General features: G+C 65.1%; 12 protein-coding genes. 7 read left to right on the top strand and 5 right to left on the bottom strand.

All coding sequences use genetic code 11. From position 1 onward, the window contains the following. Positions 1-283 precede the first annotated feature (283 nt). Entirely contained in the window at positions 284-670 is a 387-nt protein-coding gene (locus tag EJV47_RS01540; protein ID WP_243650969.1) for a 7(1) septoil knot domain-containing protein, read from the top strand. A 207-nt stretch (positions 671-877) separates the two neighbouring features. Further along, positions 878-1,717, top strand: coding sequence for a 50S ribosomal protein L11 methyltransferase (gene prmA / locus EJV47_RS01535; RefSeq protein ID WP_126691375.1), 840 nt, complete (start codon positions 878-880; stop codon positions 1,715-1,717). Positions 1,718-1,822: 105 nt separating this feature from the next. On the opposite strand, the gene EJV47_RS01530 is transcribed toward prmA, so the two are convergent. Together EJV47_RS01530 and EJV47_RS01525 are read right to left on the bottom strand one after the other, a co-directional pair. Then, positions 1,823-3,133: a DUF4270 family protein gene (locus tag EJV47_RS01530; RefSeq protein WP_126691374.1), complete on the bottom strand. Its 1,311-nt coding sequence runs from the start codon at positions 3,131-3,133 to the stop codon at positions 1,823-1,825. After that, positions 3,126-4,118, bottom strand: a complete 993-nt coding sequence (locus EJV47_RS01525; protein ID WP_126691373.1) for a Kelch repeat-containing protein — start codon at positions 4,116-4,118, stop codon at positions 3,126-3,128. The genes EJV47_RS01530 and EJV47_RS01525 overlap by 8 nt, the downstream gene beginning before the upstream one ends. A 366-nt stretch (positions 4,119-4,484) precedes the next feature. Between EJV47_RS01525 and EJV47_RS01520 the strand changes: the two genes are divergently transcribed. The 5 genes from EJV47_RS01520 (at position 4,485) to EJV47_RS01500 (ending at position 14,387) form a co-directional block, all read left to right on the top strand. Next, positions 4,485-9,968 (top strand): IclR family transcriptional regulator, encoded by a 5,484-nt coding sequence (locus EJV47_RS01520; protein ID WP_126691372.1) that lies wholly within the window; start codon positions 4,485-4,487, stop codon positions 9,966-9,968. A gap of 137 nt (positions 9,969-10,105) precedes the next feature. Further along, entirely contained in the window at positions 10,106-10,747 is a 642-nt protein-coding gene (plsY, locus tag EJV47_RS01515; RefSeq protein ID WP_126691371.1) for a glycerol-3-phosphate 1-O-acyltransferase PlsY, read from the top strand. A 163-nt stretch (positions 10,748-10,910) separates the two neighbouring features. Next, the gene (locus EJV47_RS01510; protein ID WP_243650968.1) at positions 10,911-11,711 is read left to right on the top strand and encodes a carbonic anhydrase; all 801 of its coding nucleotides are present in this window, start codon (positions 10,911-10,913) and stop codon (positions 11,709-11,711) included. Further along, positions 11,712-12,569: a DUF2490 domain-containing protein gene (locus EJV47_RS01505; protein WP_126691370.1), complete on the top strand. Its 858-nt coding sequence runs from the start codon at positions 11,712-11,714 to the stop codon at positions 12,567-12,569. Between the two features lie 447 nt (positions 12,570-13,016). Beyond that, positions 13,017-14,387 carry a dipeptidase gene (locus EJV47_RS01500; protein WP_126691369.1) on the top strand — a complete coding sequence of 457 codons (1,371 nt, stop codon included), beginning with the start codon at positions 13,017-13,019 and terminating at the stop codon, positions 14,385-14,387. 83 nt (positions 14,388-14,470) lie between these two features. On the opposite strand, the gene EJV47_RS01495 is transcribed toward EJV47_RS01500, so the two are convergent. The 3 genes from EJV47_RS01495 to EJV47_RS01485 all read right to left on the bottom strand — a co-directional run bounded on the left by EJV47_RS01495 (position 14,471) and on the right by EJV47_RS01485 (position 16,506). After that, positions 14,471-15,073 (bottom strand): porin family protein, encoded by a 603-nt coding sequence (locus EJV47_RS01495; RefSeq protein WP_126691368.1) that lies wholly within the window; start codon positions 15,071-15,073, stop codon positions 14,471-14,473. A gap of 69 nt (positions 15,074-15,142) precedes the next feature. Continuing rightward, entirely contained in the window at positions 15,143-15,763 is a 621-nt protein-coding gene (locus tag EJV47_RS01490; RefSeq protein ID WP_165903575.1) for a porin family protein, read from the bottom strand. Positions 15,764-15,861: 98 nt separating this feature from the next. Next, entirely contained in the window at positions 15,862-16,506 is a 645-nt protein-coding gene (locus tag EJV47_RS01485) for an outer membrane beta-barrel protein (RefSeq protein WP_165903574.1), read from the bottom strand. Positions 16,507-16,590 lie beyond the last annotated feature (84 nt).

The raw sequence follows: 16,590 nt of genomic DNA, 5'->3' as shown, positions 1-16,590 counted from the left end.
TCGCGTGCTGACGCCAGCGGCTTATCAGCTTCGGCAGCGCCTAAAAACTGCCTTGGTTGCCTGTAAACACAGATAATGAAGACGGTAAATTAGTTTACGAACTAAGATTTTTGGCTTCGTAAGCTAGTTTACCTTCCTGCTACATCCGTTTGATTCAGGGCTGCACCTCGGCGGCTTAAACGTAGTGGTGCCACGACTCCGAAAGTCGTGGCACCACGCGGAGCCGAACCATTCCGGCGCGGTCCTTGTCTCGGCCACAACCGCCCCCTGATTCCTTCTGCTTATGCTCCTGACTACCCTCGTTTCGGCCCTGTTGTGGTGGCAGCCCGCTGCCGCTGCCAAAGCTCCGCTGGCGCCGGCCGACCTGCGCCAGGGCCGCGGCTACGCCGACCCCTGCAAGCTGTACGGGGCCGTGTACCTGGAGCGCGACCCGCGCCGCCGCGGCTTCTGCTCGGCCACGGTGTACGTGGAGCAGCAGGAGGCTTTTGCCAACCTGGTGGTGTACCAGGAAGCCAACAAGCTCTTCGCCGACAAGCCCGGCCTCTGGTACATCACCGACGCCCGCGACTTTGCCGACTACAGCGTGCTGGTCACCGACAACCGCTCCTTCGCCGATTTCGGCATCTTCTACACCAAAGTGCGCTCCTTCGCCGGCTGCCGCAAGGACTAAACTCGCTGTACCCTGGCAAGCACAAGCCGCCCCGCGCCACCCGGCCGGGGCGGCTTTTTTGTGCGCCGCCGCGAAAACCGCCGCATCTTTGCGGCCCCGAATGTGCCTGGCGCCCCGGAAGCCGCCAGCTCGATTGTTCGCCGTAGCGCGGAATCAGCTCATTGGCCACATTAGGGATATTTCAACATTCCACCCATTCTCCGCCCCATGGACTTTATCGAGCTGCGCGTCACCGCCCCGGAAGACCTTTCCGAAATCCTCATTGCCGAGCTGGGCCAGCTCAGCTTCGACACCTTCGAGGAAAACGAGCAGGGCTTCTGCGCCTACACCACCGAGGACGCCTTCGATAAGGACGCCACCCAGGCCATCATCGACAAGTACCAGCACTGGCCCGCCGGCATGCCCGTGGCCGAACACCGCGTGATTACGCGCCAGAACTGGAACACGGAGTGGGAAAAGAACTTTGAGCCGCTGGTCATCGGCGAGCAGGTGTCGGTGCGGGCGCCCTTCCACGAGCCCCGCCCCGATCTGCCCTACGACATCGTGATTATGCCGCGCATGAGCTTCGGCACCGGCCACCACAACACCACGGCGCTGATGATTGAAAACCAGCTGACCGTGGACCACCAGGGCAAGCGCGTGCTCGACATGGGCTGCGGCACCGGCATTCTGGCCATCATGGCCGTGCACCTGGGCGCCGATTACGTGCTGGCCGTGGACGTAGAGCCCTGGACCGCCGAAAACGCCGCCGACAATGCCCTGGAAAACAACGTGCAGGACAAAGTAGAAGCCCGCCTCGGCGACATCACGGCCCTGGAAGGGGAGGCCCCGTTCGATTTGATTCTGGCCAACATCAACCGCAACGTGCTGCTCGACGACATGGCCGCCTACTACGGCTACCTGCAGCCCGGCGGCCCCATCATCTTCTCCGGCTTCTACGAGGAAGACCTGCACCTCATCCGTGAAGCGGCCGAGCGGGAAGGCTTCCGCTACCAGTCGCACCGCGTGCAGAACCACTGGGTGTCGGCCATCTTCACGAAAGCGTAGGGCCTGATACGCCAGGGCGTTTATCAAACAGAACGTCATTCCGAGCATTCTGCGCATCAAACAGAATGCTCGGAATGACGTTTTAGTTTGGGTTGCGCTACCCGTTCAGGGCTTGATGCGGGTGAAAAACACGCGCAGGCGCATGGGCGCGGTGGTATTGCGGCCGCTGCCCAGCACCACCCGCTCCACCATGTCGCCGCTGGCGGGGCCGAGCAGGATGCCGTTGTTGGCGAGGGTACCGGCCAGCACCTGGGTGCAGTACGTGGTGAGCGAAGCCGTGTACAGGCCGCGCTCCAGCCCGGTGCGGGGCGAAGTGCCGCGCTGGTAGCCAGCCGTTACCGCCACCCCGCTGGCGTCGCCGAAACGGGCTCCGAGGTGGTTGCCGGCATCGGTGAGGCGGGGCAGCAGCTCGGTGGGCGGCGGCAGGTAGCGGTTTTCGCTGCTGCCCACTACTTCCGCCTCCAGCGTGGCCGCGTTGATGACGATGCCGCCGCTGAGGTCTTTCAAATCGGTCAGGTAAGGAAATTCCACCCGCGTCTGCAGGCCCAGCCCGGCCTGAATGTAGGTTTCCTCGGCCGTAAGGGCGCTGGGTAAGGCCTGGCGCGGTGCTGGCAGGGCCGTGAGCAGGCTGCCGCGGCGGTCGGCCTCCAGCTGGTAGAAGTGCGCCGGCCCGTACGCCAGCTCGAAGCTGTGGCTGAGCTGCTGGTCGGGCTCCGAGCTGAGGTGGTAGTACAGCTGCAGCGCCGAGCCGGCCACCGCGAAGCGCAGCAGGGCGGCATCGTCGGTGGCGGCGGGGGTGAGGACCAGGCCCGGCAGCAGGTAGAGCAGCTCGTCGGTGGTGCCCAATGCGCCCAGGCGGGCCGCATCGAGCAGGCGCTGGCCCAAGGCATTGTCGAGGAGCACGCGCAGGCTGCTGAGCGGCCGGCGGGCCCGGAAGGTGCGGCGGCCCAGCGTGGCCGCGTCGTAAGGGCGGCTGTCGGCGGTGTAGTAGGTGGCGGTGCCGCGCAAATCGGTCTGCAGCCGGTGCACCTCGAGGGTCTGGGTGCGGGTGGTGTCGCCGTAGCGGTAGGTATCGGGCGTGAGCACCAGCACCAACGAATCGAGCACGGCGCCGGCCTCGGGCGTGAAGGTGCTGGCCTGGCCCACCTGCAAGTAGCTGCGGGCCGTGACGCTGCCCAGCCGGGCATCCTGGTAGCGCCCGAGCAGCAGGTACGAGGACGTGGACGACACCACTGAATCGGTGAGAACGGTGGAAGTGCGCACCGTGATGGTATCCACGTAGGCGGCCGCGAGGGTGCCGTCGTCCACGCCCAGGGCGCTTTCGAGGCCGGCGGGGTCTTCGCAGGCCGTCAGCCCCGTGAGCAGCAGGGCCGCGCCGAGCCAGCCGGCCCGCAAGCGGCGCAGCAGCTTATTCATTGACCTCGTAGGGCGAAAGTTCCCAGAAGTCGTCGAGGCGCAGGGTGCTGCTGAGGCCCAGGCCCACGTAGCCCCGGTCGCCCAGCCCAAACCCGACGGGGTAGGTGCGGGTGGCGCCGGCAAAGGCGGTTTTCTGCGTCCAGGTGTCGGCGTCGGGGTCGTATTCCCAGCAGTTGCTCAGCGCGCCGGCGTTGGTGCCCGCCGCCACGAAGCCGTGGTTGCCTATTACGAAGCTGGCCGCGTTGGCCCGGGGCACGCCGCTGTAGTCGTAGTCGGCGTCCGTATCGGCAATGAGGGACTTGTGCTGGCTCCACAGCTCCGTGGTGGGGTCGTACGACCACACGTCGGTCTGGTACGCGCCGTTGTCGGCGCCCAGCAGCAGGTAGCCGTGGTTGTTCAGGGTAAAGGCCGAGGCGCCCTGCCGCTTGTTGCCGCCGAAGCTGGGCTTCTGCGTCCAGGCGTCCGTCACCGGGTCGTACTGCCAGAAGTCCTTTTTGGCGTTGCCGTCGAAGCCGGTGCCTACGTAGCCTTTCTCGTTGATGCTCAGGGCCACGGCGCCGTAGCGGGCCGAGCCGCCGAAGTCGGCCTTGCGCGCCCAGGTGTTGGTAGCGGGGTCGTACTCCCAGAAATCCTTGAGCCGGTTTACGCCGTCGTAGCCGGTGCCCACGTAGCCCTTGCCGGCCGCGCTGAAGCCCACGGCCAGGTAGCGGGCCGCGCCGGGAAAGTCGGCTTTCTGCGTCCAGGTATTGGTGGCCGGATTGTACTCCCAGAAGTCGGTAAACTTATTGGTGCCGTCGGTGCCCAGGCCCACGTAGGCTTTGCCGTTGATGGTAAAGCTGACGGCGCTGTTGCGGGCTAGGCCCTCAAACTGCGAGCGGGAGGTCCAGACGCCCAGAATTTCGTCGGTGGGGTCGTCGTCGGTATTGCAGCCGGCCAGGCACAGCACGGCCAGTACCAGCAGCCAGTGCGGGAGGAGTCGTTTCATGAAGAAGAGGAATATTCGAAGAGGTCAGCAGCGGCCGCCAGGCGAGGCAGTCGGGTGGCGCCCCCGGTACTGCCCGTTTGCCTTATCGAGCCGAAACTAGGGCCGGCAGTTGCGTGGCCGGCGCTGATTTCTGCTATTCGGGCCGAATCATCGACCAACGCCCCGATTTTTCCGCCTGTTTCGCCGGGAACAAATCGGGGCAGCGGCTGCATTCTGGTCAGCACCGATGGGATGCAACCAAGAGGGCAAATCATTGACAATCAACCGGACGGGAAGTCCGCTAACTTTTTCAGAAATTGTAGGCGGATAATTCCGCCTGAAGGCATCTGTATGAAGCAATTCGCAGCGTGGGGGCTTTGCGCAATTTTGGCCTGGGGGTCGGCCGCTACCGGCCGCGCCCAGACGGCCAAGCCGCAGACGCCGCCCGCCACCACCCCGCCACCTACCGCCCCCGCTGCCCGCCCAGGCAGCGGCCCGTTCAGCACCGACCCCGAGAAGTTTATCGGGGAAGTGGTGGCGGTGATGAACTCCACCAAAAACCCCGGCGCCATTGCGCAGGCCGAGCAGCTGCGCCAGCTGTGGGCTTCGAACAAGCTCACCAGCTCGCAGCAGGCCAAGGTCATTGAGCTGGCCCGCAAGATGCAGGAGCGCCGCCTCAAGCCGCGCCCGCACCTGGAAGCCTTCTGGGGCCTGCTGCTGGCCGCCAAGCAGGGGCAGCAGCCCCTCACCGACGGGCAGACGGACCAGCTGCTCGACGTGACCGGCAAAGCCTTGGCGCCCCAGGACCTGAAGGACCTGGAGAAGTTCATTACCAGCACCACGCAGTTTCTGAAGTCGCGCCAGCTCTACAGCTCGCGCTACAACCGCCTGCGCCTGGCCAACAGCTCGGCCATCAACTTCGCCTACAACGAGACGGACTACCCCGGCGGCATCCCGGCCACCGGCGGCAGCGGCTGGGACGCGGCCAAGCCCGAGCCCAAGCCGGAACCGGCCAAGCCCGCCGCCCCCGCTCCGAAGCCGGCCGCTAAGCCCGCGGCCAAACCGGCCGCCAAGCCCAAGCCCGCCCCCGCCAAGAAGAAGAGCAGCGGCTGGGACGACTGGGACACCGGCAGCTGGGACACCGGCGGCTGGGGCTCCAGCGGCGACGACGGCTGGGGCGCCCCGGTGAAAAAGAAAGCTACCACCCCCGCCAAGAAAACCACGGCCGCCAAGCCCGCCGCCAAACCGGCCGAGAAGGCCCCCGAGCCCGCCAAGCCCGCCGCCGACGAGTGGAAAGACGAGCCCGCCCAGGCCAGCGCCACGCCGGCCTACATGGACTCGTACATGGCGCCGAGCACCCGCGGCCCGGTTATCGAGCTGAAGGACGCCGACCTGGTGCTGGCCACCAGCTACGACTCGGTGGTGATTAAGAAAACCAGCGGCACCTTCGTCACCAGCACCGGCAAGTTTGCCGGCGACGGGGGCACCTTCGACTGGCAGCTGAACGGCAACCCGCTGTCGGCGGCCCTGGGCAAGTTCGACTTCGACGTGAACAAGCCCGAATTCAAGGCCGAGCCCGTGACGCTGACCTACGCCGCCGTGCTGGAAGCCCCCGTGAAGGGCGCCCTGGCCTACAAGTCGGTGCAGCGCAAGGGCGGCGGCGACACCGGCTACCCGCGCTTCGTGTCGCTGACCAACGACGCGCGCGTGAAGAACATCGGCGACAACATCAGCTACCAGGGCGGCTTCTCGCTGAACGGCAGCAAGATGTACTCGGCCACGCTCGACGGCTCCCTCTCGCGCATCACGGTGAGCTACGAGGGCAAGCCCCGCTTCCGGGCCGCCTCGCGCAGCTACCAGCTCGGCGACACCCTGATTTCGGCCAACCGCGCCGCCATTACCATCTTCGAGGATAAGTCGGACTCGGTGACGCACCCCGGCGCCCGCCTGAAATTCTCCAAGCCCCGCCAGGTGCTGCTGCTGGCCCGCGAAGACGGCCTCTACAAAACCACGCCCTACTACGACTCCTACCACCAGATGGAGCTGTCGGCCGAGCAGCTGACCTGGAACCTGAAGACGCCCGACATCCACTTTCAGACGCTGACGGCGAAAAACCAGGTGACGGCCGGCTTCGAGTCCAAGGAGTTCTTCACCAACACCCGCTTCCAGCAGGTGCACTCCATCAACCGCATGCACCCGCTGCAGATGGTGGTGGGCTACAGCCAGTCGCACAACAACGCCAAGCGCTTCACGGTGCAGGAGCTGGCCGAGGCCACCCAGCTGAAGGAGCCCAACGTGCGCTCGGCCGTGGCCGGCCTGGCCCGCGAAGGCTACGTAAGCATCAATCCTACCACGGGCGAAGTGACCTTGCTGCCCAAGGCTCTGCACTACGTCAGCTCGGCCCGCGGCAAGAAGGACTACGACCACCTGGCCATTCGCTCGTTGGCGGCCAACGGCGAAAACGCCTCGCTGAACCTGAACAGCAACACCCTGCTGGTGCGCGGCGTGGACCGCTTCAACTTCTCCGACGACTCGGTGACGGTGTTCGTGAAGCCCGACTCCAGCATCGTGCGCATCAAGAAGAACCGCAACATCGACTTCAACGGCACGGTGGTGGCCTCGGCCTTTATCTTCAAAGGCAAGGAGTTCAAGTTTGACTACGATGGATTCTTCATCGACATGTTCAAGATTGACTCCATCATCGTGAAGGGCAAGGGCTCCAAGGGCTCGGCCCTGAAAGCGCGCAAGGAGAATGACTTCGCCCTGACCAACAAGGGCAACAAGGCCACCGGCCGCCTCTACATCAACGCCCCGAACAACAAGTCGGGCCGCAAGAAGCTGGGCGCCTACCCGGCCTTCGACGCCACGACCGGCGCCTACGTGTTCTTCAACAAGCCCGAGGTGCTCGGCGGCGCCTACGACACGACCATCTACTTCGACATTCCGCCCTTCAAGCTGGACTCCCTGAACAACGCCAACCGCTCGGCGGTGGGCTTCAAGGGCACCTTCGTGTCGGGTGGCATTCTGCCCAACTTCAAAACCAAGCTCACCATGCAGGACGACGGCTCCCTGGGCTTCGTGTACGCCGTGCCCAAGGAGGGCTTCCCGGTGTACGGCGGCAAGGGGCGCCTGTTCAACCAGGTGAAGATGAGCAACCGCGGCATTCAGGGCGACGGGCAGATGACCTACCTGGCGGCCACCCTGAACAGCGACCAGTTCATCTTCTACAAGGACTCGGTGGTGACGGTGGGCAAGACGGCCAGCATCAAGGAGGGCACGCTGAACGGGGCCGAGTACCCGAAAGTGACCCTGCTGCCCGGCTACCAGATGAAGTGGGCGGTGAAGCAGGACTCCATGTACCTGTCCACCGCCAAGGGCAGCGACGCCATGAAGTTCTACGACGGCACCTACGCCTACAAGGGCACGGCCGTGCTGACGCCCAAGGGCCTCGGCGGCATGGGCCGCATGGAAGATGCCCAGTCGATTATCCGCTCGAACTCCTTCACTTTCCTGCCCACTCAGTACAAGGGCGACAAGGGCACGGTGAGCGTGAAGTCGGCGGAGGCGGGCAAGCCGGCCGTAACGGCCCCCGACGTGGCTTTTACCTACGACATCAAGCGCGGCTACGCCGACTTTGCCCGCGCCGAGGGCGTGACCAAGTCGGTTATCGAGCTGCCCTACTCGCAGTACCGCACCTCGCTGAGCGGGGGGCGCTGGGACTTCAAGAAGAAGACCGTGCAGCTGCGCGTGGCCCCGGGCCAGGACTCGACCCGCGCCTACTTCTACTCGCTCAAGCCCGAGCAGAAGGGCCTGAAATTCCGCGCCGCCACCGGTAAGTACGACCTGAACAAGTACCGCCTCGTGGCCGACGGGGTGCCCTACATTGCCTCGGCCGACGCCTGGATTGAGCCCGACTCGGGCCGCGTGTACGTGCTGCCCAACGCCGAAATGCGCGCCTTCCAGAACGCGGGCATCACCATGGACACCCTGGCCAAGTTCCACCACCTGTACAAGGGCGAAATCAAGGTGCTGAGCCGCGCGGCCTTCACCGGCAACGCCCTCTACAACTACAAGACGCCCACCGACTCCTTCGCCATCAAGTTTGCCAACTTCACGGTGGACTCGGCGGCGGTGGGGCTGGTGAAAGGCGAGGGCAAGAAGAAGGCTGCCCTCATCAAGAAGAAGGACGGCGACGACGACACGCCGCCCTCGCCGCCCACCCTGGCCGTGGCCGACATCAAGGCCGCCGACAAGTTCCGCATTGCCCCGCGCATTCAGTACCGCGGCGGCGTGACCATGTCCTCGCAGGCCAAGGGCTTCGCCTTCGACGGGCAGGCGCGGCTGGAGTTCGTGAAGACTCCCACGGCGGCCGACTGGTTTCCGGTGCAGGACAGCATCGACGCGCGCTTCGTCAAGATCCGGATGAAGGAAATGAAAGCCGAGGACGGCACGCCCATGGTGACGGGCCTGTACCAGAACGAAGCCACCGGCCGGCCCTACCCGCTGTTCGTGGCCACCAAAGGCAGCATCACCGACGGCAACTTGTTTGAGGTGGACGGCACGCTGACTTACGACCCGAAAAAGCGCATCTACGCCATCAGCCGCCACGACCCGCTCGACCAGGAAATTTACGAGGGCTCGGTGCTGACGGTAAACGACTCGACCGGGGTGATGAGCTTCCGCGGCAAGGTGAACTTCATCGGCTCGAACAAGGACTACACCCTGGTGTCGTCGGGCGTGGGCCGGGCCAACGCCGACTCCAGCCGCTACACCATCGACGCCATGATGGCCTTCGACCTGAACTTCCCCGACAAGGCCTTTGAGGCCATGGCGGAGGACATGGCCAAGTACGCCAAGGGCCTGCCCGAGGCGCTGACCACCTCGCAGAACGAGCTGTACAAGATGGGCGAGTTTGCCGGCTCTAAGGCCGTGAACGAGTACGCCAACCGCAAGTCGGGCGGCGGCTCCCTGCAGAAGGTGTCCTCGAAGTTCCTGCACGACATCATGATCAGCCAGGCCACCATGAAGTGGTCCAACAAGTACAACTCCTGGTACTCGGTGGGCAAAATCGGACTAGCCAGCATCGGCAAGAAGGACATCAACGCCATGGTCGACGGCTACATCGAAATCAAGAAGGAAAGCACCGGCGACGCCGTGGAGCTGCTGCTGGAGGCCGACCCCGAAACCTGGTACTACTTCAAGTTTGCCGAGAACAAGCTGCTGGCCAAGGCCCAGCACGGCACCTTCGACGAAATCCTGGGCCGCGCCGCCAAGGGCGACTACAACACGGCTACCGACTACGGCTTCTTCCTGGGTGATGAGTCGGAGAAGGTGCTCTTCGTGAACCACTTCCGCAAGGACTACCTCGGCGACACCAAGCCGCAGAAAGTCACGGCCCGTCCGCAGCCCACCGGCAACTTCGACAACATGGAGGACACGAAGAAGGACAAGAAGAAGAAGAAGGGTGACGCGGCCGACGACCAGTTTGGCTCCTCCGACCCGGCCGGCGGCGACACGCCCACGGCCGAGCCCGAGCCGAGCAAGAAGGAGAAGAAAAAGAAGAAGGAAGCCGCGGCCGACCCGAACGACCCCTTCGCCACCGGTGGCGACGCGGCCCCGGCCGCCGAGCCGGTGAAAGAGTCGAAGAAGGACAAGAAGAAGAAGGAGGAAGAAGCCGCCCCGACCGAAGCCCCCGCCGAGCCCGCCGCCGAACCGGTGAAGGAATCGAAGAAGGACAAGAAGAAGAAAGAGGAGGAAGCTGCTCCGCCGGCCGAGGATAAGCCCGCCGAGCCGGCCAAGGAGCCGAAGAAGGAAAAGGAGAAAAAGCCCTCGAAGAAGAAAAACGAGGACGACCCCTTCGGCGACGAGTAAGCCCGCCGTTTCCTAACCTGCAAGCCGCCCCGGTCGATCTGGCCGGGGCGGCTTTTTTGTTTCCGCTTGGCCGGCAGTAGCCGCTCAGCCGTAGCCTTGGCGGCTCCCGTTATCTTTGGCCGCATTCCCCACCGCTTATGACCTACGCTTACATTGCCCTGGCCCTCGGGCTGGCTTACCTGCTCGGCTCCATTCCCACGGCCCTCTGGGTGGGCCGCCGCTTCTACGGCATCGACGTGCGGGAGCATGGCTCCGGCAACGCGGGCGCCACCAATACTTTCCGCGTGCTCGGCAAGAAGCCCGGCTCCTTCGTGCTGCTGGTCGATGCGCTGAAGGGCTTCGTGGCGGCCTACTTCCTGCCCATGTGGCTGGTGAGCGTGGGCGCCATTCAGCCCGAGCACGAGGTGTACTACCGCCTGGCCTGCGGGGTGCTGGCCGTGGTGGGGCACATTTACCCCATTTTCGCCCAGTTTCGCGGGGGCAAGGGCGTGGCCACCATTCTGGGCATGATGCTGGGCGTGGCCCCGGCCACCGTGGGCGTTTGTTTGCTGGTGTTTCTGGCCGTGCTGCTCACCACCCGCTACGTATCGCTCAGCTCCATGACGGCCGGGGTGGCCTTTGCCCTGCTGCAGCTCACGCCCTGGTTTGCCCCGCCGCAGCCCTTCCTGATTTACGTGGGCTTCATCCTGGCCGCCCTGCTGATCTATACCCACCGCGCCAACATCGGGCGGCTGCGCGCCGGCACCGAAAGCCGGGTGCCGCTGCCCTGGGCGAAGTAAGCCGCCCGCTCGGCCAGCCACCGCCGGGGTATAGTGTGCTGGTGGCCCGAGTCCAGTGTAAGGATTTTGATTAAACAAAAATTAATTTGTTGCTATCGTAGATGATAGTGTAACTATTAATCATGATAGCGGTTAAAGACAACAAACCAACCATTTTGCCGCTATGATGTTGACCCGTTTTGTCTTGACCCCGCTGCTGGCCCTGACCTGCCTGGCCCACACCGCCGAAGCCCAAACCAAACGCCGCCCGGCTAAAGCCGCCCCGTCCGAAGTGGTCGGCTCGCCCGAGTGGAAAGCCGCCCACTACGTAGTAGACCGCGACTCGGCCTACGCCAACCCCTACGTAGCCCTGCGCAAGCTGCAGGGCGGCAACCGCCGCTTCGTGGAAAACAAGAGCATCAAGCCCCGCCAGGACCAGGCCGCCCTCACCAACACCGAAAAGGGCCAGAAACCCTTCGCCACCATCGTGGGCTGCTCCGACTCGCGCGTACCCAACGAAATCATCTTCGACCAGGGCGTGGGCGACCTGTTCATCATCCGCACGGCCGGGCAGGTGATGGCCGAGGCCTCTTACGGCAGCATTGAGTTTTCATCGGTGGCGCTGGGCGCCAAGCTCATCGTGGTGCTGGGCCACCAGAGCTGCGGGGCCGTCGATGCTGCCATCAAGCGCCCCGACGTGCCGGGCCACATCATCACGCTGGTCAACGGCATCAAGCCCGCCGCCGAGAAAACCAAGAACATGGCCGGCGACCGGCTCGACAACACCATCCGCCAGAACGTGCTCGACCAGGTGCAGCAGCTGCGCGACCTGGAGCCGGTGCTGGCCAAAAAGTACCGCAACGGCGAAATCCTCATCGTCGGGGCCGTGTACAACCTGCACTCGGGCAAGGTGGAGTTCCTGCCCGAAACCCTGCAGAACCTTCCCGCTTTCCGCCCCACGGCCGCCGCTACCCCCGCCAAGTAAATGCCCCGTCTGCCCCTGGCGCGCCGGACCCGGGAGGGCCGGCGCGCCGCCGGCTGGGCCGCCGCGCTGCTGCTGAGCGCCGCCCCGGCCGCCGCCCAGAACACCCGCCTCAGCGACTACAACCGCATCGGCTGGTACACCAACACCACCACTCTGCGCTTTGCCGAGAAGTGGAGCGGCCACCTGGAGTACCAGTTCCGCCGCGACGATTTCATCACCGACTGGCAACAAAGCCTGCTGCGCACCGGCCTCAACTACATTGCCAACGACAAGCTGACCCTGCGCGCCGGCTACGCTTGGATTGAAACCTTTAACTACGGCGACTACCCCCTGCAGCCGGCCGGCTTGCGCTTTCCCGAGCACCGGCTGTACCAAGTGGCCACCCTGCTCAACCCCGTGGGCAAAACCGAGGTCAGCCACCGCTTCATGCTGGAGCAGCGCTGGGTGGGCCGCATCCTGCGCACCCCCGAGGGCACCCGCGACTTCGATCAGTGGGTGTACTCGAACCGCCTGCGCTACCTGGGCCGCGTGCAGCGGACCCTGGGCACGCCTGGCCCCGGCGGCCGCGGCCCCTACGCCGCCGCCTACGATGAAATCTTCATCGGCTTCGGCCGGAACGTGAACGAGAACGTGTTCGACCAGAACCGCCTGGGCCTGCTTGTGGGCTACCGCTTCAGCCCCGCGTTTCGCCTCGAAGGCGGCTTTTTCCAGCAGATTCTGCAGCTGGGCCGCGAAATCACCCCGCCCGGCGCCACGGCCGGCCGCAACGTGTTTCAGTACAACAACGGCTTCATCATCAACTCGGTCGTGAACCTGGATTTGCGCCGGCCCGCGCCTGCGCCGCCGGCCGCGCCGTGAGGTTCAGAGGCCGCCCGCAAAGTCGCCTGACATACAAATGAGGCCGGCTCATCCAGCGGTCCATTGATACAACCAGCCCCGCTGCCGCGCCGCTGTAAGGTTCAGACGGCGCGGCAGCGGGGCTGGTTGTATCAGCGGGGCGCGCCCGGGCGTAGCCGATGCTGCTGGCCACGCACAGCGGGCACACGCCGAAGCGGAAAAAGAACAGTAGCCTAGCCGTGGCAAGAGCTTCGGGAGCTGTTGGCGAACCTTCGGGAACGGTGGCAGGAGCATCGGTTGCCGTGCCCAGCGCTTCGGGCGGCGTTGCTGGCGCTTCGGGTGTTGTGGAAGGTGGTTCGGGCGCCGTGGTTGGGTTTTCGGCTGCTGCGGCCGGGCGTTCGGTGCATCCGGGCCCATCCGCTACCTTTACGCCCCTAGTCAACCCGACCATTCTTTCCCCTTCACCCGATGACTTCTTTCCTGACTGAGAACCAGGACCGTTTCCTGAGCGAGCTGCTGGAGTGGCTGCGCATCCCGTCGGTTTCCGCCGACCCCAAGTTCCACGGCGACGTGCTCAAGGCCGCCGAGTACCTGAAGATGCGCCTTGAAGAAGTGGGCCTCGACAACGTGGAGCTGTGCCCCACCGCCGGCAACCCCATCGTCTACGGCGAGAAGCTCATCGACCCCAAGCTGCCCACCGTGCTGGTGTACGGGCACTACGACGTGCAGCCCGCCGACCCCTACGAGCTGTGGACCTCCGGTCCCTTCGACCCGGTCATCAAGGACGGCAAGATCTACGCCCGCGGCGCCTGCGACGACAAAGGCCAGGTGTACATGCACGTGAAGGCCTTCGAGGTGCTCAACCAGCAGGGCGGCGTGCCCTGCAACGTGAAGGTGATGATTGAGGGCGAAGAGGAAGTCGGCTCCAACAACCTGGGCATCTTCGTAGGCGCCAACAAGGAAAAGCTCAAGGCCGACGTGGTGCTCTTGTCCGACACCGGCATCATTGCCAACGACACGCCCAGCATCGAGGTGGGCCTGCGCGGGCTGAGCTACCACGAAGTGGAGGTGACCGGCCCGAACCGCGACCTGCACTCCGGCCTCTACGGCGGCGCCGTGCACAACCCCATCAACGCGCTGTGCAAGATGATTGCCTCTTTGCACGACGAGAACGGCCACATCACCATCCCCGGCTTCTACGACAAGGTGGACGTGCTGACGGACGAAGAGCGCACCGAGCTGAACAAAGCTCCCTACAACGAGGAGGAGTACAAGCAGAGCATCGGCCTGCCCGCCACCTACGGCGAGAAGGGCTACACCACCATTGAACGCACCAGCATCCGCCCCACCCTGGACGTGAACGGCATCTGGGGCGGCTACACCGGCGAGGGCGCCAAGACGGTTATTGCCTCCAAGGCCTACGCCAAGATTTCGATGCGCCTGGTGCCGCACCAGACCTCCGAGGAAATCAGCCAGCTGTTTCAGCAGCACTTCACCAGCATTGCCCCCGAGGGCGTGACGGTGGTGGTGAAGCCCCACCACGGCGGCGAGCCGGTGGTGACGCCGACGGATTCGGTGGCCTACAAGGCGGCTGCCCAAGCCCTGGAAGACACCTTCGGCAAAAAGCCCATCCCGACGCGCGGCGGTGGCTCCATTCCCATCGTGGCCATGTTCAAGACGGAGCTGGGCGTGGACTCTGTGCTGCTCGGCTTCGGCCTGGATTCGGACGCCATTCACTCGCCCAATGAGCACTACGGCGTGTTCAACTTCATGAAGGGCATCGAGACGATTCCGCTGTTCTACCAGCACTACACCAAGCTGATGGCGGAGCCGGCCTAAGGCCCGCTGCTAGCTCGGCAAACGACGACGCCCGGCTTCCTGACAAGGAGGCCGGGCGTCGGTGCATTTGGAGGGCAGCGAGCTTACCGCTGGCCGCCGAAGGTGTAGCCGGCAAAAAGCTGGAACGCCGAGTTGCGGGCCCCCGTGAAGCCGCTTTCGGCGGTAGGCAGGTTGCGCAGCCCGCCGTTGTAGCGCAGGGTCAGGCCCAGGCCGTTGGCCAGCTGATAGCCCACGCCGGCCACGTAGCCCACATCGAGACGGTGGTAGCCGCTCAGGTCGGTGCTTTCGGCGTAGCCCCCGGGCAGGGCGTCGTCCTGCACGGTCTGCTTCTGGGCCAGCAGGTAGCCCAGCTGCGGCCCGGCCTCGAAGATGAAGCCGTCGGCGTTAATACGGGCCAGCACCGGCAGATCGAGGTAGTGCAGGCGCTGCACCATCGCGTCATCCACGATTTTCATGCCCTTCTGGGAGTAGAGCAACTCGGGCTGCACGCAGAAAAAGCCGTCGGAGTTGAGTGGGGCGTTCAGCGTGAAGCCACCACTGAAGCCCAGCATGTTCTTCACGTCTGCTGCGTTCATGTCGCCGGCGTAGCGCGTGAGGTTACCACCGGCTTTCAGGCCCGGCCGCACCTGGGCCTGGGCGGCGCTGCCCAGGCCTACGGCCAGCAGCGCAAGAACAATTCTGTTCATTAACGATAAGATTAACAGGGAACGTGCGGCAAGATTACCAACGAGCCGCAAACGGCCGGGGCCCGGGTTTTAGTACCGCCCGCTGATGAGGTAAAACACGGAGGCCTGCAAGCCGGCGTTGCGCAAGTCGGGGCGCGCGGTGCGGCCGCCAGTAGTGAGGTAGGGGCGCACGGTGCTGCGCAGGCCGCCGTGGTAGCGCAGGCCCAATCCCAGGCCGTTCCGGAGCTGCAGCCCCAGGCCGCCCACGTAGCCGAAATCGGAAGTGCGGAAGGCGTCCGTTACGTTCTGCACCGCCTCGCCTTGCCGGCTTTTGGCCGACAGCAGCAAGCTGTACTGCGGCCCGGCTTCGGCGTAGAAGCACCCGAAATGCACCCGCGCCAGCAGCGGCACGTCCACGTAGCTAAAGCGGTTTTGTGAGCTGGCCGCGCCCTCCGTCAGCCGGGAGCCTTTCTGCGAGTACAGCACCTCCGGCTGAATAGACACCCGCCGACTGATGCGGGTGTTGACCAGCACCCCGAAGTGCAGGCCCGCCTTGTAGCGCTGCCCCTCGGCCGCGGCGCCCCGGAAGGTGGTGAGCGAGGAGCCGGCCTTGAGGCCCAGCAGCGTGCGCGGCGGGGCTTCGGGCGTTTGGGCCAGGGCGGCCGGGGCAAACAGCACCAGAGCGGCGCCGAGCGGAAAAAACGGGTGCATGCGGGAAGTAAACGGAAGTACGCGCCGGGCAGGCCCGGTCCTGTCGGCAGGAGGCCCGCCGTCGCGCGGACGTTGCATCCGGCGGCATGGCGGCCGCCCTACTTCACCGAGCCCAACGTCCAGGGCAGCAGGTAGCCGAAGGTGAACTGCAGTGTGCCGTTGCGCATGCGCACCTGCTCTATCACGCCCGAAAAATCGACGGGCCGGTACAGGTTGTTGACGCCGGCCACGTAGCGCCAGCTCAGGCTCAGTCCGCCGGGGTCCTGGTAGCCGATGCCCAGGGCCAGGCCGTAATCAACGCGGCGGAAGGGCGTGATGCCGGGTAGTTGCAGGGCCGCGTCGTGGTAGTGGTGGTGCAGCAGCACGGCCGCGTAGGGGCCGGCTTCCACAAAGGCTTCGTCGAGAGTGAAGCGCGGCAGCAGCAGCATTTCCAGGTAGCCCAGCCGGGCCTGCACGCTCGGGCCGTAAGCCAGCGTCCGGTCGCCCTTGAGCGTGTACAGCGCCTCGGGGTGCACGCTCCAGCGCTGCGTAAAGGCCAGGCGCCCCGTCAGGCCGCCGTGGTAGCCCAGCAGCAGGGAACTGTTGCGCGCATCGGCGCCCACGCCGCTGCTGATATTGCCGCCGGCCCGTACGCCGCCTTGCAGCTGCTGGGCCCGGCTGGCCGGCGCCGCGGCCAGGCCCAAAACCGCGGCCAGCACCGCGGTGGCCGGGGAAAAAACGGAAAGTCGGGAGCTGGATAGCAAGGAAACGATGGCAGGGTAGGGGAGCAATAGAGCGGCCGGCGAAGCTCCGGCCCCGGCAAGTTAAGCACGGAGCCCGGAACCCGC

This window comes from Hymenobacter gummosus, assembly GCF_003970915.1.
Taxonomy (GTDB): domain Bacteria; phylum Bacteroidota; class Bacteroidia; order Cytophagales; family Hymenobacteraceae; genus Solirubrum; species Solirubrum gummosum.
The sequence above is the reverse complement of the archived record's forward strand: the minus strand, read 5'-3'. Positions and strand labels throughout refer to the sequence as shown.